This is a genomic window from Enterobacter cloacae complex sp. AR_0002, assembly GCF_001922365.1.
Classification (GTDB): Bacteria; Pseudomonadota; Gammaproteobacteria; order Enterobacterales; family Enterobacteriaceae; genus Enterobacter; species Enterobacter hormaechei_C.
The window spans coordinates 2,424,971-2,450,330 of the sequence record NZ_CP018814.1; the positions used below are offsets into that span (position 1 = coordinate 2,424,971).

The window sequence follows — 25,360 nt, forward strand, 5'->3', positions numbered from 1 at the left end:
TACTAAGGTGAATTTATGTCTGATAAACCATTAACAAAAGTCGATTATTTGATGCGCCTGCGACGCTGCCAGTCAATTGACACCCTCGAACGTGTTATTGAAAAAAATAAATACGAGCTCTCTGATAATGAACTGGCGGTATTTTATTCAGCTGCCGACCATCGTCTGGCTGAACTAACCATGAATAAACTGTATGACAAGATCCCCTCTTCGGTATGGAAATTTGTTCGTTAATCGTTGAAGAGAGACTGTAAAGGCATTACGCCCGTTGTTAAGCTGAATTTACCTTTCGAATTACGCTTCAAGTGCAAACGCCAGGTTCCCGTATAAAACGTATTTATGCGCATAAATGTTGTGACTCCCGTCACAGCCGCTTTTAGGGAACGTTCCCTTTCTGGTTAATCCTCTTTACGCTGCGTAAAACGATTCCAGAGAGGTTCCCATGAGTGAAGAAAAACAGAAGATGATTGCAGGTGAATATTACCGCCCTGGCGATGACACGCTGAGGGCTGACCGTTTACGCGCGCGTCATCTTGTTCACCGCTATAACCATACCGCACCCGATGAGAAGGCCGAACGTCGCGCCTTATTAGCTGACCTGCTGGGCCAAAGCGAAGGCGCCTATATAGAACCGAGCTTCCGCTGCGACTACGGGTATAACATCTATCTGGGCAAAAATTTTTATGCCAACTTTGACTGCGTCATGCTGGATGTCTGCCCTGTCCGCATTGGCGATAACTGTATGCTTGCGCCGGGGGTGCACATTTATACGGCCACGCATCCTCTGGATGCGACCGAACGTAACAGCGGGCTGGAGTACGGTAAACCGGTCACCATTGGTGATAACGTCTGGATCGGCGGACGTGCGATCATTAACCCGGGCGTAACCATTGGCGATAATGCGGTTATCGCTTCCGGCGCGGTAGTGACCAAAGACGTGCCGGCCAATGCTGTCGTGGGCGGCAATCCGGCGAAAATCATTAAAATGCTCTAAGCGCATCCTGAGTAACTGTTATGCTTTTTCCTGGCATAACTGTTACTTTCATCGCGTAAACCCCTCTCATAAAATAAGCAGATCACCTGTATTTTCAACAATCATAAAGGCAAAAAATGACAGAGATACAGCGCCTGCTTACCGCCACCATCGACGATCTCAATACTCGCGAAAAGCGCGACAATCGCCCGCGCTTTAGCATCAGCTTTATTCGCAAACACCCCGGGTTGTTCGTCGCCATGTACGCCGCCTGGCTGGCAACGCTTATCGTCATGCTGAAGTCTGAAACGCTGGTCGATTCCGTCTGGCTGCTGGTAGTGCTGTTCGTGGTGTTTAACGCGTTTTTCTTTTTCGACGTCAATCCGCGTTACCGGTATGAAGATATCGACGTACTCGATTTCCGCGTGTGCTACAACGGGGAGTGGTACAACACGCGTTACGTGCCGAAGGAGCTGATCGACAGCATCCTGCACTCGCCGGCTGTCGAAGCCGGGCAAAAAGAGAAGTTGCAGAAAATGGTCACCACCAAGGGCCAGCTCTCTTTTTATGATGTCTTTACCCTTTCCCGCCCCACTGCTGCGTAATTAACGCCTGAAGACGTCGGATACCCGGCGCAAACTGCGAAGCAGAGGTATTGCCGTAACCTAAAACCAGACCGGTTTGCCCCTGCTTCGTCTCAAGGTAATATCCGCTCAGCGCAGCGGGTGCCAGCTGAAACGCTCTTGCCTGCTCCACCAGCCGCTGGTCGTCGATACCGTCAATCGCCAGCGCCAGGTGCATCCCTCCTTCTCCGGCAAGAACGCGATGCGGCGTATGAAGCTCTGCGCTTAGCACCTCTCGCAGTTGGCGGTATCGCTTACGATAAAGTCGGCGCATGGCGGCAAGATGTCGCGCATAGTGGCCTTCCTCAATAAACAGCGCCAGGGTGCGCTGTTCAGCGCGATGCCCGCCGCGCAGCAGCGAGCCGATGGCGGGACGTGCCGCCTTCGCCAGCGCTGGCGGTAACACCATGAACCCCATTCGGAGCGACGGAAACAGCGTTTTGCTGAACGTCCCCAGATACACAACGGGCGCGTTGTTGACCATACCCAGCATCGCCGGGACGGGCTCACCGGTATAACGGAATTCGCTGTCGTAATCGTCCTCAATGATCCACGCGTTGTGCTGCCGGGCCAGTTCCAGCAGCGCCAGACGCCGCCGCGCGCTGAGTACGCTTCCGTAAGGGAACTGATGCGATGGCGAGGTAAAAATCAGCGTGGGTGAAGGCGCACACAGCCCTTCCCAGCACATCCCCTCGTCATCCACCGGTATGCCGGTCATCGCCAGGCCGGTTTTGACAAAAGCGCTTTTGGCGCCGCTATAGCCGGGATTTTCCACCCAGGCGACATCCCCCGGCTCGCTTAACAGCATTGTGCACAGATTGACGCCCTCCAGCGCCCCCTTCGGTTATCACTATCTGGCTGGCGTCACAGTCAATGCCGCGGGAGAGCGCAAGATGGCGGGCAATGGCGGCCCGTAGCGACGGCTCGCCGGCAGGGTCGCCATACCCTAACAGGGCGCTTCCCTCCTCGCGCAGGACGCGATCGTACAACCGCCGCCACAGCGGCAAGGGGAAATAGTTGATGGCAGGCGTTCCCGGCGTAAACGCCATCACCGGAGTGTCACGCGGCACAGGCGCGGGCAGCCGGGCGACACGTTTTGTCAGCCTGACGTCCGGGTCCGGTAATGTCCGGGCAATCGTACGAGGAGCGAATTGCCCCACCCGCGTGCCCTGGCGGCTACGCAGCAAATAACCTTCGAGCGTGAGCTGGTCCAGCGCCGCGTTGACGGTATTTCGGGACACCGAGATCTGATGCGCCAGCGTTCGTGAGCCGGGCAAATGGCTGCCGGACCGAAGCCTTCCGCACAGTATGGCCTCCCGCAAAGCAAGATAGAGCGCGCGCTGGAGCGTCTCTGTCCCACGTTTTTTCAGCGCAGCATGGAGCAAGGTGTATAGCTCATCACCCGGTATATTCATCATTCCTCCTTGTGGTACCAGAAAAACATAACCTGGTGGTTCTTTTTAAGGAACCAGCAATTCATTAATCTGGAGATCTTCTTAACATCATGGAAATAAAGATGAATACATTCAATGAGTTTGGTCAACCTGTAGGGGAAAGCCTTATCGACTGGCAGCCTCGGCCGCACCCGTCCCGGGTGGTACTTCAGGGTCGCTATTGTCGGCTTGAGCCGCTGCGCATGGAGCATGCCCACGCGTTGTTCTCTGCGTATTCCGTGGCCGGAGATACCCGAAGCTGGACGTGGCTGCTGCGTGAGCCCGATGCCACCGCAGAGGAGTTTGCCGAATGGGTGGCGAGCGTAAGCGAATTAGCCGATCCCATCCACTTTACCGTTATCGATAACCAGACCCAGTCTCCTGTCGGGACGCTGTCCCTGATGCGGATCGATCCTAAAAACGGCGTCGTGGAAGTGGGACATGTTCACTTCTCGTCACTGTTAAGCCGCACGCCCATGTCGACAGAAGCGCAGTATCTGCTGATGCGGTACGTGTTCGATACCCTGGGCTACCGGCGTTATGAATGGAAGTGCAATAGCCTGAACGAACCCTCCCGCAAAGCGGCCCTGCGTCTTGGCTTTCAGTTTGAAGGGCGTTTTCGCCAGGCGCTGGTCATTAAAGGCCGAAACCGGGACACCGACTGGTTTTCAATTCTCGACAAAGAGTGGCCAGCGCTGGCGAGCGCCTTTGAAAGCTGGCTTGCCACCGACAATTTTACTGCCGATGGCAAACAGAAAAGATCCCTGGAAAGCTGGCGAGAAACGCGCGTCTAGCCCCTTTTTTTACGCCCCTGCACCGCCTTAAAGCGCGGGTTAGATTTGCAAATCACGTATAAGCGTCCCTTGCGTTTGACTATCTGGCAATCCGGGTGACGCTGTTTTGCACTGCGCAATGAGTTAAGCACCTGCATGATTAGCCTCGCTTCGCATCAAGAAAGCCGCCAAAACGCTTGCGGAAGCGTGCCGCGCTGCCATCTGTCGAGAAGGTCTTCTGCTTCCCGGTATAAAACGGATGTGATTTAGAGGAGACATCAAGAGTAACGTAAGGATACGTTTTCCCCTCAAGCTCAATTTCACGATCTGTCTTAATCGTTGAGCCAACTTTAAAATATTCATTAGCCGTGGTGTCGTGAAACACAACGGTGCGATAGGTTGGATGGATATTCGGTTTCATCTCTGGCCTTCATGTATTGTTATAACATAACAAAATACTATCTGAGCTTTGCTGCAAAAACAACCCCTGTGACGCACAGCCTGTTTTTGAAAGGTTTATTCAGATACCTGCCTGAGACGGTTGCATGCTATAACTATATCATTTACCGATAAAAACTTTTTCCTCTGGCGCGCAAACTCCAGGCCCGGGGCGGGCATATGGGAAGGATAAAACAGCATGCGAACCCGACATCTGGTCAGCCTGGTGACAGGCGTACTGATCTTCTCTGTGCTGGTCCCTGTGTGCCTCAGTATCTGGCTGGCGCATCGTCAGGCTGAGGAGAAATTTGTGGACGCGCTGGACAGCTATGCCTCGCGTGTCCTGATCCGTACCGACAGAGTCGTTGCGCAGGCAAAACAGGCGCTCACGCACCTACAGACATTCCACGCCCCGCCCTGCACTCCCCCGCATTTACGCGAAATGCGCCGGGTCGGGTTCTCATGGCGCTATATCCAGGAAGTGATGTATATCGATAACCTGAAACCGCTCTGCTCATCGCTTGAACAATCCAGTGATACGGCGATCTTACCGCCCCCAATGCGGATCACCGAAGATGGTTATAGCGCGTGGCTCACCTCGCAAAACGACCTCGGCATTCAGCGTTATATGGCCGTTCTGGGGAAAGGACATTATCTGGTAATGGTCGATCCGGCGTCGCTTGTGGATGTTGTTCCGTTTGGTGAAATCTCAATGGATGCCGCCCTGGTGGGCAGCTCAACCCATCATATATTTGCCAGAAGCAATGTTCTAGACCCGTATATTCTCTCTGTCGTTAAGGAGCAGCAGGACGTTACGCGCGTGCAATACAACGGCTCAATGTACGTGATGAAACCTGTACCCGAACTGGGGTTTACGGTGATCGCTTGGGCGTCGTTAAAACCGCTGGCGGCTTCCTGGCACCAGCAACTGATCATCTGGCTACCGGCTGGCATACTGCTAAGCCTGGTTGCTGCCCTTATTGTCCTGCGCATTCTCCGCCGTTTGCTGTCCCCGCGTCACCGCCTGATCGACGCGATCAACAACCGGGAGATCGAGGTTCACTACCAGCCCATCGTGGCGCTGTGTAGTGGAAAACTGGTGGGTGCTGAAGCGCTGATGCGCTGGCCCCAGCCGGATGGCAGTAACCTGTCGCCTAATCTCTTTGTTCCGCTGGCTGAGCAGACAGGGCTTATTTCAACGCTGACGCGGCTAGTGGTAAATGAGGTATTTGAGGATCTAGGCGCCTGGCTACACCATCACCCGGAACTGCATATTTCTGTCAACCTTGCGCCATCGGATTTAACGTCCCCCGAGCTGCCTCGCCAGCTGAGTCAGTTGCTCAACAAATGGGGCGTCCACCCGCGCCAGATCGCCCTTGAATTAACCGAGCGCGGGTTTGCCGATCCTGCCGTCAGCGTACCTGCTATCGCTGCATTTCGCCGCGCCGGGCACGCTATCTACATTGATGATTTTGGCACGGGTTACTCCAGCCTGAGCTATTTGCAGGATCTGGATGTCGATACTCTGAAGATTGATAAATCCTTTGTGGATGCGCTGGAGTACAAGCACGTGACTCCCCACATCATCGAAATGGCCAAATCGCTTAAACTGGCGATGGTCGCAGAAGGCATTGAAACTGAAGGGCAGATCGAATGGTTGCATCGCCACGGCGTGCAGTACGGCCAGGGCTGGTATTTCAGCAAGGCGCTGCCTAAAGAGGATTTCATTCTCTGGGCCGCGCACAACCTCAGGAAATAAACCGATTGTGCGGTGTTACGTGCGGCCACGGCAGTGGCCGCACGTTTCGGCTCAGCCGTTCTGCTGCCAGCTAAACGTGTAGCGCAGCCGGCGGTTTTGCAGAATGAAGGCCGGGGCTACGCTCGGGCTCCATGAGTCGTCCCCCCCTACGCCCATGTGAAACGCATCAAGATTCAACCAGCAGCCAGCCTCTTCCCGCAGCAAGTGCTGATGCGTTGTCTCATGCAGCTGCCGCTGGCTATAACGGCTCAGGGAGAAATGGAACTGTCCCTGCAACTGATGGGAGCCAAACGTCAGCTCGCGGGTGTCGCAGCGCAAACCGTTCTCCGTCGGGAAGATATACGGCGTCTGCATCTCTTCCAGCGGTAACGCCCAGCGCCCCTGCTGCGCCGCCAGTTTTCTGTCCGGATAGTTTTCCAGCGGGCCTAGTCCCAGCCAGCGCACCGTTTCCGGGATATCCGCCAGCATAACGCTCAGGCCCACGCGAGCGGGCTCAGGAATGTCAGACGCCACCGTCACCTGCACATCACCGTGCAGCACCCCGTGGTCATCAATCCGCCAGACCTTGCAGCTCATAAATAGCGCTTTACCCTGATGCTCCCAGACGTGCTGCGTGGTCACCACCACCTCACGGTTATGCTGCTCCGCTTCACACTGGAGGAGGCGCGCGGACATCTCATACATCCCTGCCGCTTTCCAGCGTTCCACCCACGCGTTCGGATCGATGCGGGTCGCCTCGCTGACGCCAATGTCATTGTCCAGCGGCGCGCGGGTGAAGTTATCCGTTAGCGGAGAACGGAGCGTTTCAGCGCCCTCGTTCCACCACTGGGTCAAGTTTCCGGTGAGACGGCTAAACTGCCAGCGCTGCTGCTGATGAGTAATGTCCAGCGCCTCGTCCTGCACCGTTAGCTGCGGAGGGGTTCCGCCTGCTTTCGGTGGCGCAAGGTACAGCGGCGCCGGGAGCGGCCACTGATCCCAGGCACAACGGTGGCCGGGCGGCGACCACGGCGTGGCCTGCGGCTGAACGATCTCCACGTTGAGCCAGACCTCGCCCGGCTCAGCGACAAGTTCAGGCAGCGGGATCTCAACGTGCTGCGTCCCCTCGGGCGCAACAGAAAGGGGGGTTTCGCCGGAAGCCAGTACCGCACCGTCACGCGCCACCGACCATCGCAGATACTCGTTGTCAGTATGACGGAACAGATAATCGCTCTGGATCTCGACGACCAGCGGAGCGGTGCTCACCAGCGTAAAGGTAAAGAACTGCTGGGCACGCTGCGCCTCGTAAAGGGCGGGATGCGGAGTGCGATCGGGAAACACCAGTCCGTTGAGGCAGAACTGACGGTCGTTGGGCTTATCGCCAAAATCGCCGCCGTAGGCCCAGAATACCGTGCCGTCTTCCGCTTTTTTCGTCAGCGCCTGATCGACCCAGTCCCAGACAAAGCCGCCCTGCAACCGGGGATGGCTGCGGAATGCCTGCCAGTAGCTGGCAAAGCCGCCAAAGCTGTTGCCCATCGCGTGGGCATACTCGCACAGGATCAGCGGACGGGTTTCGTCCGGCATACCAATCCACTTTTTAATCGACCACTTTGGCACCGCCGGGAACGGCTGATCCTGATCGACGCGAGCGTACATCGGGCAGACAATATCGGTTGCCGCCGTACTGGCGCCGCCGCCTTCATACTGCACCGGCCGCGTGGGATCGGTGGTTTTCAGCCAGCGGTACAGCGCATCGTGATTCGCCCCATGCCCGGACTCATTCCCCAGGGACCAGATGATGATGGACGGATGATTCCGGTCCCGCTGCACCATACGCGTTACGCGTTCGCTCATGGCAGGCAGCCAGCGCGGATCGTCCGCCAGGCGGCTCATTGGCACCATGCCATGGGTTTCAATATTCGCCTCATCAACCACGTACAGGCCGTAGCGATCGCAAAGCGTGTACCACAGAGGATGGTTCGGATAATGCGAGCAGCGCACGGCGTTGAAGTTATGCTGCTTCATCAGTTCGATGTCGCGGCGCATGGTCGCCTCATCCATCACCTGCCCCTTCTCAGGATGATGTTCGTGACGGTTCACGCCGCGGATCAGCAGCGGTTTGCCGTTAAGCTTCAGCTGGCCGTTGCTGATTTCGACGCGTCTGAAACCGACATCGCAGGCTTCAGTCTCCAGCACGTTACCCTGCGCATCCCGAAGCGATATTGTCAGCCGATAGCATTCCGGTGTTTCAGCGCTCCATAGCGCAGGAGCGTTCACGGGTATCGCCACCCTAAGCCGTTCTGCCCAACTGCCGCGTTCGTCCACGATGGCCGATCCGGGCTGCTGCGTGGTTTGCGCGCAGGCTTCGCCGTTACGCCACAGGGTAAACGCCACCTCGCATTCGGCGTAGCGTGTGCCTTCCAGCGCAACGTCAACCCGGAGTATCGCCCGATCGCATTCGGCATTCAGATCGGTCACGATCTGATAATCGGCAATTCGCGTTTCCGGCTTGTGCAGCAGCGAGACGTCACGGAAAATGCCACTCATCCGCCACATGTCCTGATCTTCCAGATAGCTTCCGTCGCACCAGCGTAACACCATCACCGCCAGGCGGTTCTGCCCCGGTCGCAGCACCGCGCTGAGATCGAACTCCGCAGGCAGACGGCTGTCCTGCGAATAGCCCATCCACTGGCCGTTACACCACAGATGAAAAGCTGAATTCACCCCGTCAAAAATAATGCGGGTTTGCCCGCTGCACATCTGGGCGTCATCCATCTCAAATGTGAGCGAGTAACAACCGGTTGGGTTTTCAACCGGAACATAGGGCGGGTTCACATTTATCGGATAGGTGACGTTGGTATAGATGGGAGTATCAAATCCCTGCATCTGCCAGTTCGACGGCACGGGCATCTCAACGGCATCAGCCAGATCGTCCGTTATCCATGCCTCCGGAACCTGCTCTGGCGCCGGGAAAAAGCTGAATCGCCAGATGCCGTTAAGCAGACGCTTGCTCCGCGAAGGCTTATCCTCGCGGGCGAAGGTTTCATCGCGCCAGCTATGAAAAAGCGCGTGTGCGGCCAGACGATTCCACTGCGTCACACCCGGGTTTTCCCAGTCACGACGCGCCAGAAGTGCGCTGAGAGTCAGCGGCAATGTAGAAGACATATCAACCTCTTTGCGAAGCGCTCACAATTTTAGCCAACATGCCCTGGTAAACGGTAGCGGTAAAGACTTTGATCGTCACCAGGCGAGCACGATCACAAAAGTGCTAGCTGCGCGCCAGTTTCTCCGCCAGCAGCGCCAGCGTTCTGAGCTGTTGCGCAAGATCTTCACGATCGGCCTGCTGTGCGGCGCGCGGCGCGGTGGAATGACGCACGATCAACGTAACGGGAAGTTGTTCCTGCCTGCGTTCGTGGTGATGGGCAGGTGCCATCAGCCACTCCACGCTGCGCTCACCGGCCTCGCGGAACGCCTGCCGAACGGTGGTGAGCGGAGGTGAAAACCACGCGCTGTCAGCCGTATCATCAAACCCGACAACCGAGATCTGCCCCGGTACCGCAACGCCTTTTTCCGCACAAGCGCGTAAAACGCCAAGCGCCATCTGATCGTTAGCGACGAGGATCGCCTCCGGCAGCTGCGCGCCCGCCAGGAGCTGATGCCCTTTCTCATAGCCCGAAGCCGCGCTCCAGTCGCCCTGCGCCACCGCAAACGCCTCCACGTCGGCCTGAGCCAGCGTGGTTTTCCATCCCGCCAGACGAGCCCGGGCAGAGACAGAACTTTCCGGCCCGGCGAGCAGCGCAATTCGCTGGTGCCCCAGCGAAAGCAGATGCTCTGCCCCCAGGGCAGCGCCCTGTTCGGCATTGAAAACGAGACTGTTAACCCGAGCTGTGGGGGACACATCGAGAAAAAGAACCGGGGTCGGCGAGGCCATTTCCTGAAGCATTTCTGCCAGGGCATCTTCCAGCGGAACGTTCACCAGCAGCGCCTCTACGCGCTGCGCCAGTAATTCCTGCAAAGCAGCCTGACACTGCGCGGGTTGCTCCACCATGGAGATGAGTACGCTAGCCCCCTGCTCCACTGCCCGGGATTTTACAGCTGAGGCGATTTGCGACGGCGCATGTAGCGCCAGATCGCTGGTCATCAGCCCCAGCGTGCGGGTGCGTTTCCCGGCCAGCTGCTGCGCGCCACGGTTGGGCACATAGTGTAGCGCCGCCATGGCCTGCCGGACCTTTTCCCGCGTACGGGCAGAAACGTGTTCCGCGTCGTTAATCACCCGGGAAACGGTCTGATAAGAAACGCCTGCCACGCGGGCAACGTCATAAAGAGTGATCGCTTTCATACATTCTGGCGTCGTGAAAAGAGAAGTCTCTATTCTGACACAGTTACGCCATCATAGCCTGTGAGCGCTTCGCAAAATTAAACAATCCGCTCCGGCTGTGGAGCTTTCTGAATGCGCGGTCTCGGGCGAAACCACGGCAAACAAAGCTGGATCAGCGGGCCGATGGTTAATGCATACAGCACGGTTCCAACGCCAAACGCTCCCCCGAGGAGGTAGCCGACGATCAACACAGTCACCTCGATCGCGGTACGCACGCTGCGGATCGACCAGCCCAGCCGGGCGTGTATGCCGGTCATCAGGCCGTCGCGCGGGCCTGCGCCAAAACCCGCGCCGATATACATCCCGGTGGCAAGGGCGTTAACCACAATGCCGGAAACCAGCAGGGTGATGCGCACGGGCAGCGAGGTGAGCTCAGGGATCAGCGCCATTGACGCATCTGCCGCCAGACCAATACAAATCACATTACTGATAGTGCCCAGCCCCGGCAGCTGACGCAGCGGGATCCACAGCAGCAGCACCGCTGCCCCGGTTAAAATAATCACCGTGCCGATGCTCATCCCTGTCTGGATGGCGACGCCAAGGTGAAAGACATCCCAAGGGTCGACACCCAGATCCGAACGAATAAACATCGCGGTTGAAAGCCCGTACAGGCCTAAACCGACATAAAGTTGTACCAGACGACGTACCATTTTCTCTTCTCCGAAGTACCAGGTTCCATCTTCGGTGAAAATGGCATTATGATTAATGTCCAGTTTTCAAATAGTGGACTGCACATGTCATCACGTCGTTTTGGAAGCCAGTCTCTGGTACGCCTGTTAGGGCACTGGCAGCAAGCCTCTTCCCGTACCCCGCTGTGGCGCCAGCTGGCTGACGCGTTACGCCTGTTGATTCTGGATGGCAGGCTGGCGCTAAACACGCGCCTGCCCGGAGAGCGGGAGCTGGCCACCGCACTGAGCGTAAGCCGCACCACCATCAGCAGCGCGCTGGCGCATCTGCGGGAAGAAGGTTATCTGGAGAGCCGTCACGGCAGCGGTTCGCGGGCGATCCTGCCAGACAGCCGCGCCGTGCCCACGCTTTCCACAGCCAGTGCGGCGCTGGATCTCTCAACCGCCGCGCTCAACGCGGGGCCAGAGATCCACCAGGCCTACGCCCACGCGCTAACGGCCATCACGCCGAATCTGGCGCTGACCGGGTACGATCAGCTTGGGCTTCCGGCGCTGCGTGAAGCTATCGCCGCCCGCTACACCGCACGCGGTCTGCCCACCCGGGCAGACGAAGTGATGGTGGTGAACGGCGCCGTCAGCGGCTTTGCCCTGATCTTAAGAATGATGACCGGTCCCGGGGATCGCGTGGTGGTGGATCATCCCACTTACCCGCTGGCAATAGCCGCCATTCAGGGAGCGCTATGCCGGCCCGTGGGCGTCTCGCTGCCTGAAACGGGTTGGGATACCGACGGTTTTGCCGCAACGCTCGCCCAGACCGCCCCGCGTCTGGCCTATCTGATGCCGGATTTTCATAATCCGACCGGGCGTTGCATGGATGCCGCGACGCGCCAGACCATAACCGACATCGCCGCGCAAACCCGCACCACGCTGGTGGTGGATGAAACCATGGTCGATCTCTGGTTCGATGCTCCCCCGCCGCCGCCGCTGGCCGCCTTTAACCCGGAGGCCGCGGTGATGACGCTGGGTTCCGCAGGCAAAAGTTTCTGGGGTGGGCTGCGTCTCGGCTGGATCCGCGCCTCGTCCCGCACTATCGCCACGCTCGCGCAGACGCGCGACACGCTGGATCTGGGTTCTCCGGTGCTGGAACAACTGGCCACGCTGTGGCTTATCGAAAACAGTGAAACCTTCCTGCCTGCCCGGCGGGAAATGCTGGCAGAACGTCGCGACCGCTGCGGCCAGATGCTGCGGGAACATTTCCCCGAATGGCGGTTTCAGGAAGCGGAGGGAGGGCTCTCATACTGGATTGAATTACCCGGCATGCTGGCGACGCAGCTGGCGGCACGCGCCGAGACGACAGGCATCATTATGGGCACCGGCACGCGCTTTGGGCTTTCAGGCGCGTTTGACCGCTATCTGCGAATGCCCTTCTCACTCAGTCCGCCGGAACTTGAAGAGGCATTATTGCGGATCAAACCGCTGTGGCGTGCGTTAAATAAAAGTGTAGCGCCAGTAAAACGGAGCCTGGTGTAAATTATTCGCCAGAAACAATAAAAACTGCTGACTGTAACGCATGCAGTCAGCAGTTTTCATGAAGAACAGCTTAATGTTGAGGAGGAATCGGGAAGCCTTTCAGCGAAATAATGAAATTATCCCCTTCTTTCTTTATTTTTGCACCGGTATCACACCAGTCAGACGCAATTCGAAAGAACTCATCACTTCCTACATTCCAGCCAAGACGAACATGTTTCACGTAGCCGGAACGTAACAGATTGCAGGCCTCGTTGTAGTCACTGGCAGTCGATAGTTGTTGTTTCATTTTCTCTTCTTCAGAAGTTTACGTAGTGCTTTGATTTCTTTAGGAGTAAATGGAGTTACGCTCTCTTCTTCCGTATGCTGATTATCAACATCCTCTTCCGATACTCCCGCCTCTTCTACTGCTTCAAATGCCAGCAGCAGCAGTTTCTCTGTGGTCACGCTTAAATTCTCATTATTGTCTTCCGCATAGTGGCGAAGTCTTTCTTTTAGCGCTTCATCAATTTTAACGTTTAAAACCGCAGTAACCATGATTGTCACATCCTTTCGGAACACGTGTTTAATTTAATACACGAAGATAAGTTTGTTATCCAGATATATATTTTTTAGCTTATGACAGAATAAAGGCATCCGAAAATAAAATGACAGTCTATTATTACAGGTTTATGACATTATTATTTCAGTTAAATGAAGGCTGTATTACAGAAAATACAATAGTCACATAATTTAGAAGGTTTATTCAGGGGAACAACTGAGAGGATCACAAATGGGTGGGGGCCCTGCCAGCTACATCCCGGCACCCACGTCGTCTGCCCTGGCTGCTTCCTTCCGGACCTGACCTGGTGAACAGAGTAGCGTTGCGGGAGAACCAACAGAGCCCCCATTGAGAGCGTTGATATCCAACGCGCTGGCGCATTATCCCTGTGGAGCACCTCAATTGCAAGCCGCTGGCAACCGGATGCTGGATTATTGCGCAAACTGCCCCGACAATCTTCTTTATCTTCGTATAACATTACCCTTCGCTGATTTCCCGCAGGAGAAACAATGGACGAACATGACACTTTCCCACAGCGAGTGTGGCAAATCGTGGCTTCGATTCCGGAAGGCTGTGTCACGACCTATGGGGAAGTCGCCCGGCTGGCGGGTTCTCCGCGCGCGGCGCGTCAGGTTGGAGGCGTGCTGAGAAGGCTACCGGAGGGAAGCACGTTACCGTGGCACCGGGTCGTCAATCGCCATGGCGCCATTTCCCTCACCGGGCCAGACTTGCAGCGCCAGCGTCAGGCATTACTCTCAGAAGGGGTGCAGGTGTCCGGGGCAGGACATATTGATATGCAGAAGTATCGCTGGGAGTACTGACGCCCTCTCCCGTCAACATGGAGAGGGCGAAGGAAAATTACATCTGTGTTGGGGGTGTAGGCAGAGTCGGCTGATTGGTTTGCGTTGCAACAGGCACTTCAGTTTGCTGCACCGGTACCAGGGTCAGGTCGATTTTGGTGCCGCCTTTGTTGACCGCTTCCTGTACGGTATCGGTGATAAAGACCAGCTTATCGTTGATCGTTACCGCCGCGCTCAGGAGGATACGCGCGTTAGGCTGGACGTCAGACGGGTTGTACGGCAGCACGAAGCTGAACGGCGCCTGTTTACCCTCTGTACGAACTGCACGCTGAGCAAGGACTTTAGACGGTGCATCCGCCAGAGACGCATCGGATAACGTGACCGTTAAAACCGCGTCCGGCGGCAGAGCGACTTTCTGTTTGATCCAGATGGTACCGGACACGTTAGGCTGTCGAATAGCTTGCTGTGAAAGGGTGTTAATCCCGTTTGGGGTCGCCGTTGGTACCGCTACATCGGCACTCTTATCCGCACAGGCGGACAACGCCACCGCCATTGCAACACCGCTTAACATAGGCACGAGTTTCATTGAAGTCTCCTTATCATCAATGCACCGGCGGGATCGATCCCATCCGATGTCGTTTTATTCACATAACGTAAACAAGTGTGGCACAAATCACGGATTTATGCCTAATTTTGCCCAGGTATTAAGATTATTCTACCCATCGGACCACTATCGTTTCTGCGTTATACTCAGCGTATCTTTCGCCACGGCGTTTATTGAGGACCACTATGAGTCAGGCACTGAACAATCTGCTGACATTGCTTAACCTGGAAAAAATAGAAGAAGGGCTATTTCGCGGACAGAGCGAAGATTTAGGCTTACGCCAGGTTTTTGGGGGCCAGGTTGTGGGGCAAGCGCTGTATGCCGCCAAGGAGACCGTCCCGGCAGACCGTCTGGTGCACTCGTTTCACAGCTACTTTTTACGCCCCGGTGACAGCGCTAAACCGATTGTGTACGACGTGGAAGTTCTGCGTGACGGCCAAAGCTTCAGCGCCCGTCGCGTGGCGGCCATCCAGCATGGGAAACCCATTTTCTACATGACCGCCTCCTTCCAGGCGCCAGAGCCGGGCTATGAGCATCAAAAACAGATGCCGTCTGCCCCGTCGCCGGACGATCTGAAATCGGAAACCGAAATAGCCCGCGCACTCGCGCATCTGTTGCCGCCGCAGGTAAAAGAGAAGTTTCTGTGCGATAAACCGCTGGAGATCCGCCCGGTCGAATTTCATAACCCAATGAAGGGGCATACCGCTGAGCCCACCCGCCAGGTGTGGATCCGCGCCAACGGCAGCGTACCGGCAGACTTGCGCGTGCAGCAGTATCTGCTGGGTTATGCGTCGGATTTCAACTTCCTGCCGGTTGCGCTACAGCCGCACGGCGTGGGATTCCTGGAAAAAGGGATGCAGGTAGCCACAATTGACCATTCCATGTGGTTCCATCGTCCTTTCGATATGAACGAGTGGCTGCTTTACAGCGTGGAAAGTACCTCTGCGTCCAGCGCGCGCGGTTTTGTTCGCGGGGAATTTTACACCCAGGATGGCGTGCTGGTGGCTTCTACCGTGCAGGAAGGTGTGATGCGTAATCGCGGGTGAGGTAAAAAGCCCGGTGGCTATGCTTACCGGGCCTGCAAATTACGCTTTTTCAGGCCGGGTAAGGCGAAGCCGCCGCCCGGCAAGGCACTCAAATTATGCGTTATAGGCATTCTCGCCGTGGCTGTTGACGTCCAGGCCTTCGCGCTCCTGCTCTTCCGGCACGCGCAGCCCAACGGTCATATCAGCCAGCTTGTAACCGATAAAGGCCACAACACCCGACCAGACAACGGTGATCGCGATACTTTCCAGCTGTACAAGCACCTGATGCCCCATGGTTACGCCTTCTGCGTAACCCACACCGCCCAGAGATTGGGCAGCAAAGATACCGGTCATGATACAGCCGACAATGCCGCACACACCATGCACGCCGAATACATCACACGGATCGTCAACGCGCAGAACACGTTTCAGTGCGGTAACGCCCCACAGCCCCGCCAGTCCTGCGACGATACCGATCAGCAGCGCACCGCCTACGCCCACGTAACCGCACGCTGGCGTAATACCTACCAGACCGGCAATCGCCCCGGAACAGGCACCCAGCAGCGATGGCTTGCCGCGAACGGCCCACTCGCCAAATACCCATGAGAGGATAGCGCCGGCGGTTGCCACAACGGTATTCACGAAGGCCAGTGCAGCGATTTCGTTAGCGGCGCTGGCTGAACCTGCGTTGAAGCCGAACCAGCCAAAGTAGAGGATGGCGGTGCCGGTAAAGACCATCGGCAGATTGTGCGGCTTGAATGCTTCCTTCCCGAAGCCCACGCGCTTGCCAATCAGGTAGGCGCCTACCAGGCCTGCTACCGCGGCGTTGATGTGCACAACGGTACCACCCGCAAAGTCCAGCGCGCCATGGGAAGCCAACAGACCACCGCCCCAGACCATATGCGCAATCGGGATATAGGAGAGCGTCAGCCAGACCACCACGAAAATCAGTACCGCAGAGAAGCGGATACGCTCAGCCAGCGCGCCCACAATCAGCCCCACGGTGATGCAGGCGAATGAGCCCTGAAACGCGACATGAATATACTGATAGAAGCTGCCCATTACCGCGGTCAGTTCGATATTTTTCAGCATCGCCCAGTTAACGTTGCCGAAGAAGGCGTTGCCCTCCCCGAAGGCCAGCGAGTAACCGTAAACCACCCACAGCACGCACACCAGCGCGAAAGTGACGGCAACCTGCGTCAGCATGGAGAGTACGTTCTTGCCGCGGATCAGGCCGCCGTAAAACAGCGCGATCCCCGGAATCGTCATGAACAGCACCAGCGCGGTGCAAATCATCATAAAGGCGTTATCGGCTTTGTCTGCCACAGCAGGTGCAGCCATTGCCAGGCCCGGCAGCAGTGCCAGCGACCCCAGACCTGTTTTCATTGTTGCTTTCTTCATTTTCTCGATCCCTATCACTGTGTGCCAGGAGTTACTTACAACGCCGCTTCGTCAGATTCGCCGGTACGGATGCGAATAACGCGCTGTAGTTCGGCAACGAAAATTTTGCCGTCGCCAATTTTTCCGGTATAGGCCGCTTTGCTGACGACATCAATCACCTCATCAAGCTGATCGTCGGCAATCGCCACATCAATTTTCACTTTTGGCAGGAAGTTAACGCTGTATTCCGCCCCGCGATAAAGCTCGGCATGACCTTTCTGACGCCCAAAGCCTTTCACTTCGGTGACAGTCAGTCCCTGAATACCCATGGAAGACAGCGCTTCACGCACGTCTTCGAGTTTGAATGGTTTGATTACCACCGTAACCAGCTTCATATATCCCCTCCAGTCAGAATTCGGTAATGGCCGCAGCTAACACGAGAGTGATATTGCAAAGGGTGTGCCAGAAGTGAAAGGTGAGGAGGAAAGCGCCGCAGCGCGCATGCGCCGGGAAAAAGTGAAAAAAAAACGCACCATGGCAGTGCAGGGTGCGTTTCAGTTTTGCACCAACGGTTAAGTCTGTTAGCGCATTGCCTTGTTATGGTGCATCAGGCGCTGAGTGACTCTTCCTCGCGCACGCTGGCGGCCAGTTCGTCGCCTGCCAGCTGCAACTGATACATCTGCCAGTAGCGTCCTTTTGCCTCAAGCAGCGCTCTGTGTGTACCCCGTTCAACGGCCTGGCCACGGTGCAGCACCAGAATGGTATCGGCATCGACGATCGTTGACAGGCGGTGGGCGATCACCACCAGCGTAGTGTGATCCCGCACGGCAGCCAGCGCCTGCTGGATCGCCTGCTCGGTACCGGAGTCAATGCTTGCTGTCGCTTCATCCAGAATTAACACCTGCGGCGTCTCAATCAGCACGCGCGCCAGCGCCAGAAGTTGCTTTTGCCCGACGGAGAGGTTGTTGCCCTGCTCACCCAGCCGGGTATTGATCCCCTCGCTTAACCCGCGCGCCAGATCCGCCAGCTGCACCGTTTCCAGCACCTCCCATACCTGCTCAGGGGTGAAAGGACGTCCCAGCGTCACGTTGGCATAAAAGGTATCCGCCAGCACCACCGGATCCTGCTGCACCATCGCGACGCCCTTACGCAACGCGTTGTGGCTAAGCGAGGCAAGCGGCCGTCCGTCCAGACGGATCTCCCCCTGCGTCAACGGATAGTAGCCCATCAGCAAACTGGCGAGCGTGCTTTTGCCGCTGCCGGTATGCCCAACCAGGGCGACAAAACCACGCGACGGTACCTCGAGGTTGATATCCTGCAAGACAAGCTGGTCGTCGCGGTAGGCAAACGAGACATGATCAAACGCTATGGATCCACTTTCCAGCGGGCGTTCGTCATCGCCATAGGTCTGACGCGGCCTGTCCATGAGCTCGAATACACGTTCGCCCGCGACCACTGCCTGTTGCAGCATCGACTGCTGCGTGGTGAGTTCAATCAGCGGTTCGTTAAGGCGTCCGAGGTAACTGATAAACGCGTACAGTACCCCCACCTCGATGGTTCCGCGCGTCGTCAGGCCGAACAGCATCAGCAGTCCGCACAGCACCAGCGCCGAGAAGAGGCTCAGCAGCGGACGTAACAGGAAACCGTCCAGGCGTAACGTCTGCATCCGCGCCATATAATGCGAGCGGCTGGCTTCCCCCATTCGCTCACCAAAACGCGCCTGCTGGCGAAACTGCTGAATAACGCTCATGCCGTTGATCACTTCGTTGAAGCCATCATTGATATCTGCAAGGTAAGCGCGCACGCGGCGCACGATCGGCGTGCTGTAGCGCTGGTAAATCACCATCACGATCAGCACCGCCGGGAAAATGGTGATTGCCACCAGCGCCATCCGCCAGTCCAGGCTGAACATCGCCACCAGCATCGCGCCAATTAGCGCGGCACTGCGCAGAACCGTTGCAACAACGGTTACATAGAGGTCGCGGATCACCTCGGTGTCATTGGTGACGCGCGAAATAACCTGCCCGACCGGCTGGGTATCAAACTCGCTCAGCGGCTGGCGCAGCGCGGCATCCATCACGTCCGTGCGCAGCTGCTGCACCACGCCCACGGCGGCCCGGTTAAAGAGCAGTGACTGCGCGTAATGCAGCCCTGCAGCCGTCAGCTGTAGCCCGACGTACGCCACGCCCAGCCCGGCGACCAGGCCGAGAGGCAAATAGCCTTTCGCTACCATGTTATCGATGAAATAGCTGATAAGCAGCGGACCGGTCACCTCCGCAATCGCGGCGATCCACAGCAACAGCACGGCGATGGAAAGCGGTTTGCGCCACGGTGAGCCATAGGCCAGCAGCCGTTTTAACGTCGGCCACATCTGTCCAAACTTACGCATCGGCCACCTCCTCATCCAGCGCGGCTTCAAGCTGTTGATAGCGGTACATATCCCGATACCAGCCGGTCTGCCCGGCGAGCTGCTCATGCTGACCACGCTGGGCAATATGTCCGTGCTGAAGCACCAGAATTTCACTGGCTTCGGTAAGCGCCGACAGACGGTGCGCGCTGATGATGACCGTGCGCCCCTCTCCCCACTGGCGAAGGTTATGCAGAATTTGATGTTCAGTACGCCCGTCAACCGCGGACAGCGCATCATCCAGAATCAGGATCTCAGCGTCCAGCAGTAGCGCGCGGGCAATAGAGATACGCTGTTTTTGTCCGCCGGAGAGCATAACGCCCCGCTCACCCACTTCCGTGTCGTAGCCCTGCGGCAGGCGCAGAATATCCTCGTGGACGCTGGCCAGACGCGCCACGTGCTCGATCTGGTCCTGTGTCGCCGTCGGACACCCGAGCGCAATATTGTTGGCAATGGTGTCTGAAAACAAAAACGGCGTCTGGCTGACGACCGCCAGGCGGCTGCGCCAGTCATCCAGCAGCAGACGTGGCAGAGGGATGTCGTGGAAACGGATATCGCCTTCGCTCACGTCAAAATGGCGCTGAATCAGTGACAGAATGGTGCTTTTACCGGAACCCGTCGGGCCGCAGATGCCCAGCATCTGACCAGGACGCAGCGTGAAACTGACGTTCTCAAGCACCGGATGTTCCGTTTGCGGGTAGATAAAGGCGCGGATATCAGCCTTGAGAATACCCGGACCTTCCGGTACCGGCTCGCTGCCATCGTTCACGACCGGCACTTCCGCCAGCATGGCGCGGATACGGCTGTAAGCGGCGCTCCCACGTTCAACGATATTAAACATCCAGGCCAGCGCCAGCATCGGCCAGATCATCAGCCCAAGGTACATCGCAAAGCTGGTTAACTGCCCGAGGGTCATGGTGCCTCGCACCACCATCCAGCTGCCGCCGCCCACCGCCAGCAGGTTCGCCATACCAATCGCAATATAAATTGTCGGATCGAAACGGGCATCAATACGCGCCACGCGCATGTTTTTCGCGCCGGTATCGGCGGCGTCGGCGGCAAACAGCGCGGACTGGCGGTCTTCCAGACCAAACGCTTTGATCATGCGGATGCTGGTCATGCTCTCCTGGGTGCGATCGTTCAGCGACGAGAACGCCGCCTGCGCCAGCTTAAAGCGTTCATGGAGCTGCTCGCCGTAGCGGTTAATTGCCAGCGCCATCAGCGGCATTGGCAGCAGCGCCAGCAGCGTGAGCTCCCAGCTAATTTGCGTAGACATCACAATCAATACCGCACAGCCCATCACCAGGGAATCCACCAGCGTTAACACCCCTTCACCGGCGGCAAACACCACGCGGTCTACATCGTTAGTGGCGCGGGCGATGAGATCCCCGGTACGGTGACGCAGATAAAACTCAGGGTGCTGGCGGCTCAGCTGACGGTAAAAGTCCTCGCGCAGCTCAACGGCAAGCTGATAGGACGCACCGAACAGCAGCACGCGCCAGACATAACGCAGCAGGTAAACCACCACGGCCGTCAGCACCAGCGTACCGACCCACATTATCACCCGTGCGGCGGTGTAATGTTGTTCGGTAACGCCATCCACGACGTAGCCCACCACTTTGGGGGGGATCAGTTGCAGAATGGCAATGATAATAAGCAGGGCCACTGCGCCGAGGTAGCGTTGCCACTCCCGACGAAAGTACCAGCTTAATTGGGCAAATAATCGCACGCGGTCTTTTCCTGAAGGTATTTTAAGAAGTTATTCAATGGGTAACGCTGTGGTGTATTTAATCTGTTCCATGGCGAAGCTGGAGGTGACATCGGACAAGCCCGGTACGCTATTGACCAGCCGCTTGTAAAAATCATCGTAGCGCTTCATGTCTGCCACCTGAACGCGCATCAGATAGTCGTATTCCCCCGCCATGCGCCAGAAGCCGAGCACCTCGGGCATGTCGGAAACCTGCGTGACGAAGCGGCAGTACCATTCGCTGCTGTGATGCTGCGTTTTTATCAGGACGAAGGCGGTCAGTCCAAGCCCCAGTTTTTCGGGATCCAGCAGCGCCACACGTCCCAGCAGAATGCCATCATCTTCCAGCTTCTTGAGGCGCTTCCAGCACGGTGTGGTGGTCAGATTAACGGCATCTGCCAGCGCCTGCAAAGAGAGGGTACAGTCGCTTTGCAGCAAAGAAAGCAGCTTACGGTCAATTTTATCTAACATAGCCACCTCGAAGAGAAAATTATTCTCCTTACATTCTATTTTAAAGGTCAGATAGCAACAATTTTTTCTGTGCTTTTCGCTATGCTGGGCACAAAATGACAAACGGATAACTACGATGAATAGCACCTGGGTTAAACATGCCATCAGCGAAATAAATGCCGACTATCAGCGCTCGGCAGACACCCACTTAATCCGCCTGCCTCTGCCGGGATTTCCCGGTATTCAGCTCTATCTGAAAGATGAAAGTACCCATCCTACCGGTAGCCTGAAGCATCGCCTGGCGCGTTCACTCTTTTTATACGGTTTATGTAACGGCTGGATTAAAGAAGGCACCACGATTATTGAATCGTCGTCCGGATCAACTGCCGTCTCCGAAGCCTACTTTGCCCGCCTGCTGGGCCTCCCGTTTATCGCCGTGATGCCCTCCTGCACGGCGAAACGTAAAGTCGAACAGATCGAATTTTACGGCGGACGCTGCCACTTTGTGGAAAGCGCCTGCGAAATCTATGCGGCCTCCGAAATGCTGGCCCGCGAACTGAATGGTCACTATATGGACCAATTCACCTTCGCCGAGCGCGCCACCGACTGGCGCGGCAATAATAACATTGCGGACAGCATTTTCCGCCAGATGACCCACGAGCCGCATCCTGTTCCCTCTTACATTGTCATGAGCGCGGGCACGGGCGGAACCTCCGCCACCATCGGACGTTATATCCGCTGTCAGGGTTATGATACGCAGCTGATGGTGGTTGACCCGCAAAACTCGGTGTTCCTCGATTACTGGCAATCCCGCGATGCCAGCCTGCGCAGCCCCGTGGGGAGCAAGATCGAAGGGATTGGTCGCCCGCGCGTCGAACCCTCGTTCATTCCGGACGTTGTGGATGAGATGCTCCGCGTGCCGGACGCCGCCAGCGTCGCGACGGCGCACTGGCTGGAGACACAGCTTGGCCGTAAAGTCGGGGCTTCCACCGGCACCAATATGTGGGGCGCGCTACAGCTGGCCGCGAGGATGCGCGAAGAAGGCCGTACCGGCTCTGTCGTCACGCTGCTGTGTGACAGCGGGGAGCGCTACCTGGACACCTATTACAACGCAGAATGGGTGCAGGCAACTATTGGCGATGTAGAACCGTGGAAAGCGCAGATTTCGCAGCTGGTGAAATAAAAAAAAGCCAGGCTTTAGCCTGGCTTGCTGGAAGGGTCTCACTATTCGGGGGAATACGGGAGGTTATTTTTGTCCAGCCAATGCGTCAAAAAATGGGACACCGCTTCGTTACGACAGTGTCCGATAACCGGTAAATGCGGGAGCGCGGCAATAAGTTGCGGCATCGCGTTCCCCATAATCAGCCCACGACCTACGTTGCTCAGCATCTCGTGGTCGTTCATGGCGTCACCAAAGGCCATACAGTCCTGCATCGTCAGCCCCAGATGATCGCTCAGCACCGCCAGCGCAGATCCTTTGTTACAGCCCACCGGCAGCACTTCAAGGCAGTCCACCGCCGAGAAGGTCAGGTGCGCCCGGTCGCCCAGCGCCTCGTTAAGCTGAATACGCAGGCGGCAGAGATCGTCGTGATCGCCACAGAAGCAGATCTTGGTCACCTTGTGTGCCGGAATGCGGCGCAAATCGATAAGCTGATATTTAAAGCCGCTGTAAACGTGAGCGTGCAGCAAGGCCGGGATCTCACGCCCGGTAAACCAGCCTTCATCATTAAAAACATGCACGCTGGCCTGCGTATCCCAGGTGCTGTGCAGGACAATGTCCGCCACCTCCGGATTCAGATCCTGACGGTGCAGCACATCGCCGTCGACGGAGTGAATGCGCGTTCCGTTGCCGGTGATCAAGAACGCATCGAGGGCAAATGTCCCCAGCAGATGGCGCATCTCCAGCACATGACGACCAGTAGCAAACGTCAGGGTAACTTCACGCTCGCGCAGGCGCTTAAGAGTGTTCAAGGTTTTCTCCCCTAAACGGTGATCCGGCATTAACAGCGTGCCGTCCATATCAAATGCAGCGAGCCGAGCCATGATTACTCCCGAAATGTGATGCGGTTAACTTGTGCATCAGTATTACGTGGGATATACGGAAGTAATAGTGAATAGATGATAATTATTGTTCCGGGTTTTTCATGCGCCAGCTTAACCGTCTTAACCAGTATCAGCGTCTGTGGCACCCGTCTGCCGGCGCACCGCAGCAGGTGACCATCAGTGAACTTGCCAGCCGCTGCTTTTGCAGCGAGCGACATGTTCGCACCCTGCTGCGCCAGGCGCAGGAGGCGGGCTGGCTAAGCTGGCACGCCCGCTCCGGACGAGGTAAGCGTGGGGAATTACGCTTTCACGTCACCCCGGATTCGTTGCGTAATACGATGATGGAAGAGGCCCTGAAAAGTGGACAGCAGCACAACGCGCTGGAGCTGGCCCAGCTCGCGCCTGAAGATTTGCGATCGCTGCTGCATCCGTTTATGGGCGGACAGTGGCAGAACGATACGCCGACGCTGCGTATTCCCTACTATCGCTCGCTGGAGCCGCTTCAGCCGGGGTTTCTCCCTGGCCGGGCGGAGCAGCATCTGGCGGGACAGGTATTCTCTGGTTTGACGCGTTTTAATGGTAACAGCAGTGAACCCACGGGCGATCTGGCGCATCACTGGGAAGTCTCTGCTAACGGCCTGCGCTGGCATTTCTACATTCGCTCCACCCTGCACTGGCATAACGGCGATAAAATAGAGACGGCACAGCTCCGGCAAAGCCTGACGGCGCTGTTATCGCAGCCCGGCATGGGCACGCTGTTCCGCAGCGTCTTACGTATCGAAACCACGCACCCGCAGTGCCTGACGTTTATTCTCCATCAACCTGACTACTGGCTGGCGCACAGGCTGGCAACCTACTGTAGCCGTCTGGCACATCCCGATTACCCCGTGGTGGGCAGCGGTCCCTTTCGGCTGAGCGTTTTTGAGCCTGAACTGGTGCGTCTGGAAAGCCACGAGCAGTATCATCTTGGCCATCCGTTGCTTAAGGCTATCGAGTACTGGATCACGCCCCAGCTTTTTGACTACAGTCTGGGCACCAGCTGTCGCCACCCGGTGCAAATCGCTATTGGCGAGGCCGACGAACTGGCCAGCCTGCGGCTGGTGAGTAACAGCACCAGTCTGGGCTTCTGCTACCTCACGCTGAAACAGAGTCCACGTCTGAGCGAACTTCAGGCAAAGCGGCTGATTAATATCATTCATCTCTCAACGCTGCTACACACGCTTCCCCTGAACGAAGGACTCATCACTCCTACCGAGGAACTGCTTCCCGGCTGGGCGATCTCCCAGTGGCCTGATTTAACCGACGTTGCGCTGCCAGAGGCATTGACGCTGGTCTACCACCTGCCGGTTGAGCTTCACACCATGGCCAGCCAGTTAAAAGCATACCTTGCGCGGCAGGGTTGTGAACTGACCGTCATCTTTCATGACGCCAAAACGTGGGACGGGTGCCAGCAGCTTGCCGATGCAGACATCATGATGGGAGACAGACTGATTGGCGAAGCGCCGGCGTACACGCTTGAGCAGTGGCTCCGCTGCGATGCGCTCTGGCCGCATCTGCTGAGCGCACCGGCATTCGCCCATTTGCAGGCCACGCTGGATGCGGTGCAGTCGCAGGCCGACGAGCGTGACCGACACGCAGGACTTCAGGCTATATTCAGCCGGTTAATGGAGACAGCCGTCCTGACGCCGCTCTTTAACTACCAGTATCAAATCAGCGCGCCTCCGGGCGTCAACGGCATACGCCTTAACACTCGCGGCTGGTTTGACTTCACCGAAGCCTGGCTTCCTCCACCAAACGCGTGAAGAAGCTGGTCGCCGCTTTAGCCAGGCGTTAACATGACGCTTTTACTGTAACTGT

Annotated in this window: 24 protein-coding genes, 1 other RNA gene and 1 pseudogene; 10 read left to right on the forward strand and 16 right to left on the reverse strand. The window is 56.9% G+C overall.

What is annotated here, in order from left to right; all coding sequences use genetic code 11:
* Positions 1-15: 15 nt before the first annotated feature.
* The 3 genes from AM329_RS12010 to AM329_RS12020 all read left to right on the forward strand — a co-directional run bounded on the left by AM329_RS12010 (position 16) and on the right by AM329_RS12020 (position 1,578).
* Complete coding sequence (locus AM329_RS12010; protein ID WP_015571250.1) at positions 16-234, forward strand: HHA domain-containing protein; 219 nt, start codon at positions 16-18, stop codon at positions 232-234.
* A 208-nt stretch (positions 235-442) separates the two neighbouring features.
* A complete protein-coding gene (gene maa / locus AM329_RS12015) occupies positions 443-994 on the forward strand; it encodes a maltose O-acetyltransferase (protein ID WP_022650496.1) in 552 nt (183 codons plus the stop codon).
* 116 nt (positions 995-1,110) lie between these two features.
* Positions 1,111-1,578 carry a YlaC family protein gene (locus AM329_RS12020; protein WP_022650495.1) on the forward strand — a complete coding sequence of 156 codons (468 nt, stop codon included), beginning with the start codon at positions 1,111-1,113 and terminating at the stop codon, positions 1,576-1,578.
* Here the strand turns inward: AM329_RS12020 and AM329_RS12025 are convergent.
* Positions 1,550-3,011: pseudogene (locus tag AM329_RS12025) on the reverse strand (PLP-dependent aminotransferase family protein). The gene AM329_RS12020 and the pseudogene AM329_RS12025 sit on opposite strands and share 29 nt — an antisense overlap.
* Positions 3,012-3,112: 101 nt before the next feature.
* Between AM329_RS12025 and AM329_RS12030 the strand changes: the two are divergent.
* Positions 3,113-3,823 carry a GNAT family N-acetyltransferase gene (locus AM329_RS12030; RefSeq protein ID WP_022650493.1) on the forward strand — a complete coding sequence of 237 codons (711 nt, stop codon included), beginning with the start codon at positions 3,113-3,115 and terminating at the stop codon, positions 3,821-3,823.
* Here AM329_RS12030 and ykgO read toward each other — a convergent pair.
* Positions 3,820-3,960, reverse strand: coding sequence for a type B 50S ribosomal protein L36 (gene ykgO / locus AM329_RS12035; protein WP_032608666.1), 141 nt, complete (start codon positions 3,958-3,960; stop codon positions 3,820-3,822). The genes AM329_RS12030 and ykgO overlap by 4 nt on opposite strands.
* A 2-nt stretch (positions 3,961-3,962) precedes the next feature.
* On the reverse strand, positions 3,963-4,223 hold the full coding sequence (locus AM329_RS12040) for a type B 50S ribosomal protein L31 (protein ID WP_015571255.1): 261 nt from the start codon (positions 4,221-4,223) through the stop codon (positions 3,963-3,965).
* A gap of 216 nt (positions 4,224-4,439) precedes the next feature.
* Between AM329_RS12040 and AM329_RS12045 the strand changes: the two genes are divergently transcribed.
* The gene (locus AM329_RS12045; RefSeq protein WP_032608664.1) at positions 4,440-5,999 is read left to right on the forward strand and encodes an EAL domain-containing protein; all 1,560 of its coding nucleotides are present in this window, start codon (positions 4,440-4,442) and stop codon (positions 5,997-5,999) included.
* 51 nt (positions 6,000-6,050) lie between these two features.
* Here the strand turns inward: AM329_RS12045 and AM329_RS12050 are convergent, their stop codons facing one another.
* The 3 genes from AM329_RS12050 to AM329_RS12060 all read right to left on the reverse strand — a co-directional run bounded on the left by AM329_RS12050 (position 6,051) and on the right by AM329_RS12060 (position 11,003).
* A complete protein-coding gene (locus tag AM329_RS12050; protein WP_039264664.1) occupies positions 6,051-9,140 on the reverse strand; it encodes a beta-galactosidase in 3,090 nt (1,029 codons plus the stop codon).
* 103 nt (positions 9,141-9,243) lie between these two features.
* Positions 9,244-10,314 (reverse strand): LacI family DNA-binding transcriptional regulator, encoded by a 1,071-nt coding sequence (locus AM329_RS12055; RefSeq protein WP_032608661.1) that lies wholly within the window; start codon positions 10,312-10,314, stop codon positions 9,244-9,246.
* A gap of 77 nt (positions 10,315-10,391) precedes the next feature.
* Entirely contained in the window at positions 10,392-11,003 is a 612-nt protein-coding gene (locus tag AM329_RS12060) for a YitT family protein (RefSeq protein WP_032608660.1), read from the reverse strand.
* Positions 11,004-11,087: 84 nt separating this feature from the next.
* Here AM329_RS12060 and AM329_RS12065 point away from each other — a divergent pair, with 84 nt between their 5' ends.
* Positions 11,088-12,509 carry a PLP-dependent aminotransferase family protein gene (locus tag AM329_RS12065; RefSeq protein ID WP_022650488.1) on the forward strand — a complete coding sequence of 474 codons (1,422 nt, stop codon included), beginning with the start codon at positions 11,088-11,090 and terminating at the stop codon, positions 12,507-12,509.
* Between the two features lie 70 nt (positions 12,510-12,579).
* On the opposite strand, the gene AM329_RS12070 is transcribed toward AM329_RS12065, so the two are convergent.
* The 3 genes from AM329_RS12070 to ffs all read right to left on the reverse strand — a co-directional run bounded on the left by AM329_RS12070 (position 12,580) and on the right by ffs (position 13,386).
* A complete protein-coding gene (locus tag AM329_RS12070; RefSeq protein ID WP_015571263.1) occupies positions 12,580-12,795 on the reverse strand; it encodes a hypothetical protein in 216 nt (71 codons plus the stop codon).
* On the reverse strand, positions 12,792-13,043 hold the full coding sequence (locus AM329_RS12075) for a hypothetical protein (protein WP_006809862.1): 252 nt from the start codon (positions 13,041-13,043) through the stop codon (positions 12,792-12,794). Before AM329_RS12075 ends, AM329_RS12070 begins: the two co-directional genes overlap by 4 nt.
* Before the next feature lie 246 nt (positions 13,044-13,289).
* Positions 13,290-13,386, reverse strand: an RNA gene (gene ffs / locus AM329_RS12080) — signal recognition particle sRNA small type.
* 170 nt (positions 13,387-13,556) lie between these two features.
* On the opposite strand from ffs, the gene AM329_RS12085 reads away from it, so the two are divergent.
* Complete coding sequence (locus AM329_RS12085) at positions 13,557-13,868, forward strand: MGMT family protein (RefSeq protein WP_032608658.1); 312 nt, start codon at positions 13,557-13,559, stop codon at positions 13,866-13,868.
* Between the two features lie 37 nt (positions 13,869-13,905).
* Here AM329_RS12085 and AM329_RS12090 read toward each other — a convergent pair whose 3' ends face one another.
* The gene (locus AM329_RS12090; RefSeq protein WP_003859018.1) at positions 13,906-14,433 is read right to left on the reverse strand and encodes a YbaY family lipoprotein; all 528 of its coding nucleotides are present in this window, start codon (positions 14,431-14,433) and stop codon (positions 13,906-13,908) included.
* A gap of 203 nt (positions 14,434-14,636) precedes the next feature.
* Here AM329_RS12090 and tesB point away from each other — a divergent pair, with 203 nt between their 5' ends.
* Positions 14,637-15,497, forward strand: coding sequence for an acyl-CoA thioesterase II (tesB, locus tag AM329_RS12095; RefSeq protein ID WP_023324238.1), 861 nt, complete (start codon positions 14,637-14,639; stop codon positions 15,495-15,497).
* A 93-nt stretch (positions 15,498-15,590) separates the two neighbouring features.
* Here the strand turns inward: tesB and amtB are convergent, their stop codons facing one another.
* From amtB to AM329_RS12120, 5 genes are all read right to left on the reverse strand, one after another.
* Entirely contained in the window at positions 15,591-16,877 is a 1,287-nt protein-coding gene (gene amtB, locus AM329_RS12100) for an ammonium transporter AmtB (protein ID WP_022650485.1), read from the reverse strand.
* Between the two features lie 35 nt (positions 16,878-16,912).
* Positions 16,913-17,251 carry a P-II family nitrogen regulator gene (glnK, locus tag AM329_RS12105; protein ID WP_006809867.1) on the reverse strand — a complete coding sequence of 113 codons (339 nt, stop codon included), beginning with the start codon at positions 17,249-17,251 and terminating at the stop codon, positions 16,913-16,915.
* Positions 17,252-17,463: 212 nt separating this feature from the next.
* Entirely contained in the window at positions 17,464-19,245 is a 1,782-nt protein-coding gene (locus tag AM329_RS12110; RefSeq protein ID WP_023315529.1) for a SmdB family multidrug efflux ABC transporter permease/ATP-binding protein, read from the reverse strand.
* Complete coding sequence (locus AM329_RS12115; RefSeq protein ID WP_032608655.1) at positions 19,238-20,992, reverse strand: SmdA family multidrug ABC transporter permease/ATP-binding protein; 1,755 nt, start codon at positions 20,990-20,992, stop codon at positions 19,238-19,240. The genes AM329_RS12110 and AM329_RS12115 overlap by 8 nt, the downstream gene beginning before the upstream one ends.
* Positions 20,993-21,022: 30 nt before the next feature.
* The gene (locus AM329_RS12120; RefSeq protein ID WP_015571267.1) at positions 21,023-21,481 is read right to left on the reverse strand and encodes an Lrp/AsnC family transcriptional regulator; all 459 of its coding nucleotides are present in this window, start codon (positions 21,479-21,481) and stop codon (positions 21,023-21,025) included.
* 115 nt (positions 21,482-21,596) lie between these two features.
* Here AM329_RS12120 and AM329_RS12125 point away from each other — a divergent pair, with 115 nt between their 5' ends.
* Positions 21,597-22,643: a PLP-dependent cysteine synthase family protein gene (locus AM329_RS12125; protein WP_017383196.1), complete on the forward strand. Its 1,047-nt coding sequence runs from the start codon at positions 21,597-21,599 to the stop codon at positions 22,641-22,643.
* Between the two features lie 41 nt (positions 22,644-22,684).
* Here AM329_RS12125 and cof read toward each other — a convergent pair whose 3' ends face one another.
* Positions 22,685-23,503 (reverse strand): HMP-PP phosphatase, encoded by an 819-nt coding sequence (cof, locus tag AM329_RS12130; protein WP_032608653.1) that lies wholly within the window; start codon positions 23,501-23,503, stop codon positions 22,685-22,687.
* A 101-nt stretch (positions 23,504-23,604) separates the two neighbouring features.
* Here cof and AM329_RS12135 point away from each other — a divergent pair, with 101 nt between their 5' ends.
* Positions 23,605-25,305: an SgrR family transcriptional regulator gene (locus AM329_RS12135; protein WP_032608652.1), complete on the forward strand. Its 1,701-nt coding sequence runs from the start codon at positions 23,605-23,607 to the stop codon at positions 25,303-25,305.
* Positions 25,306-25,360: the final 55 nt, after the last annotated feature.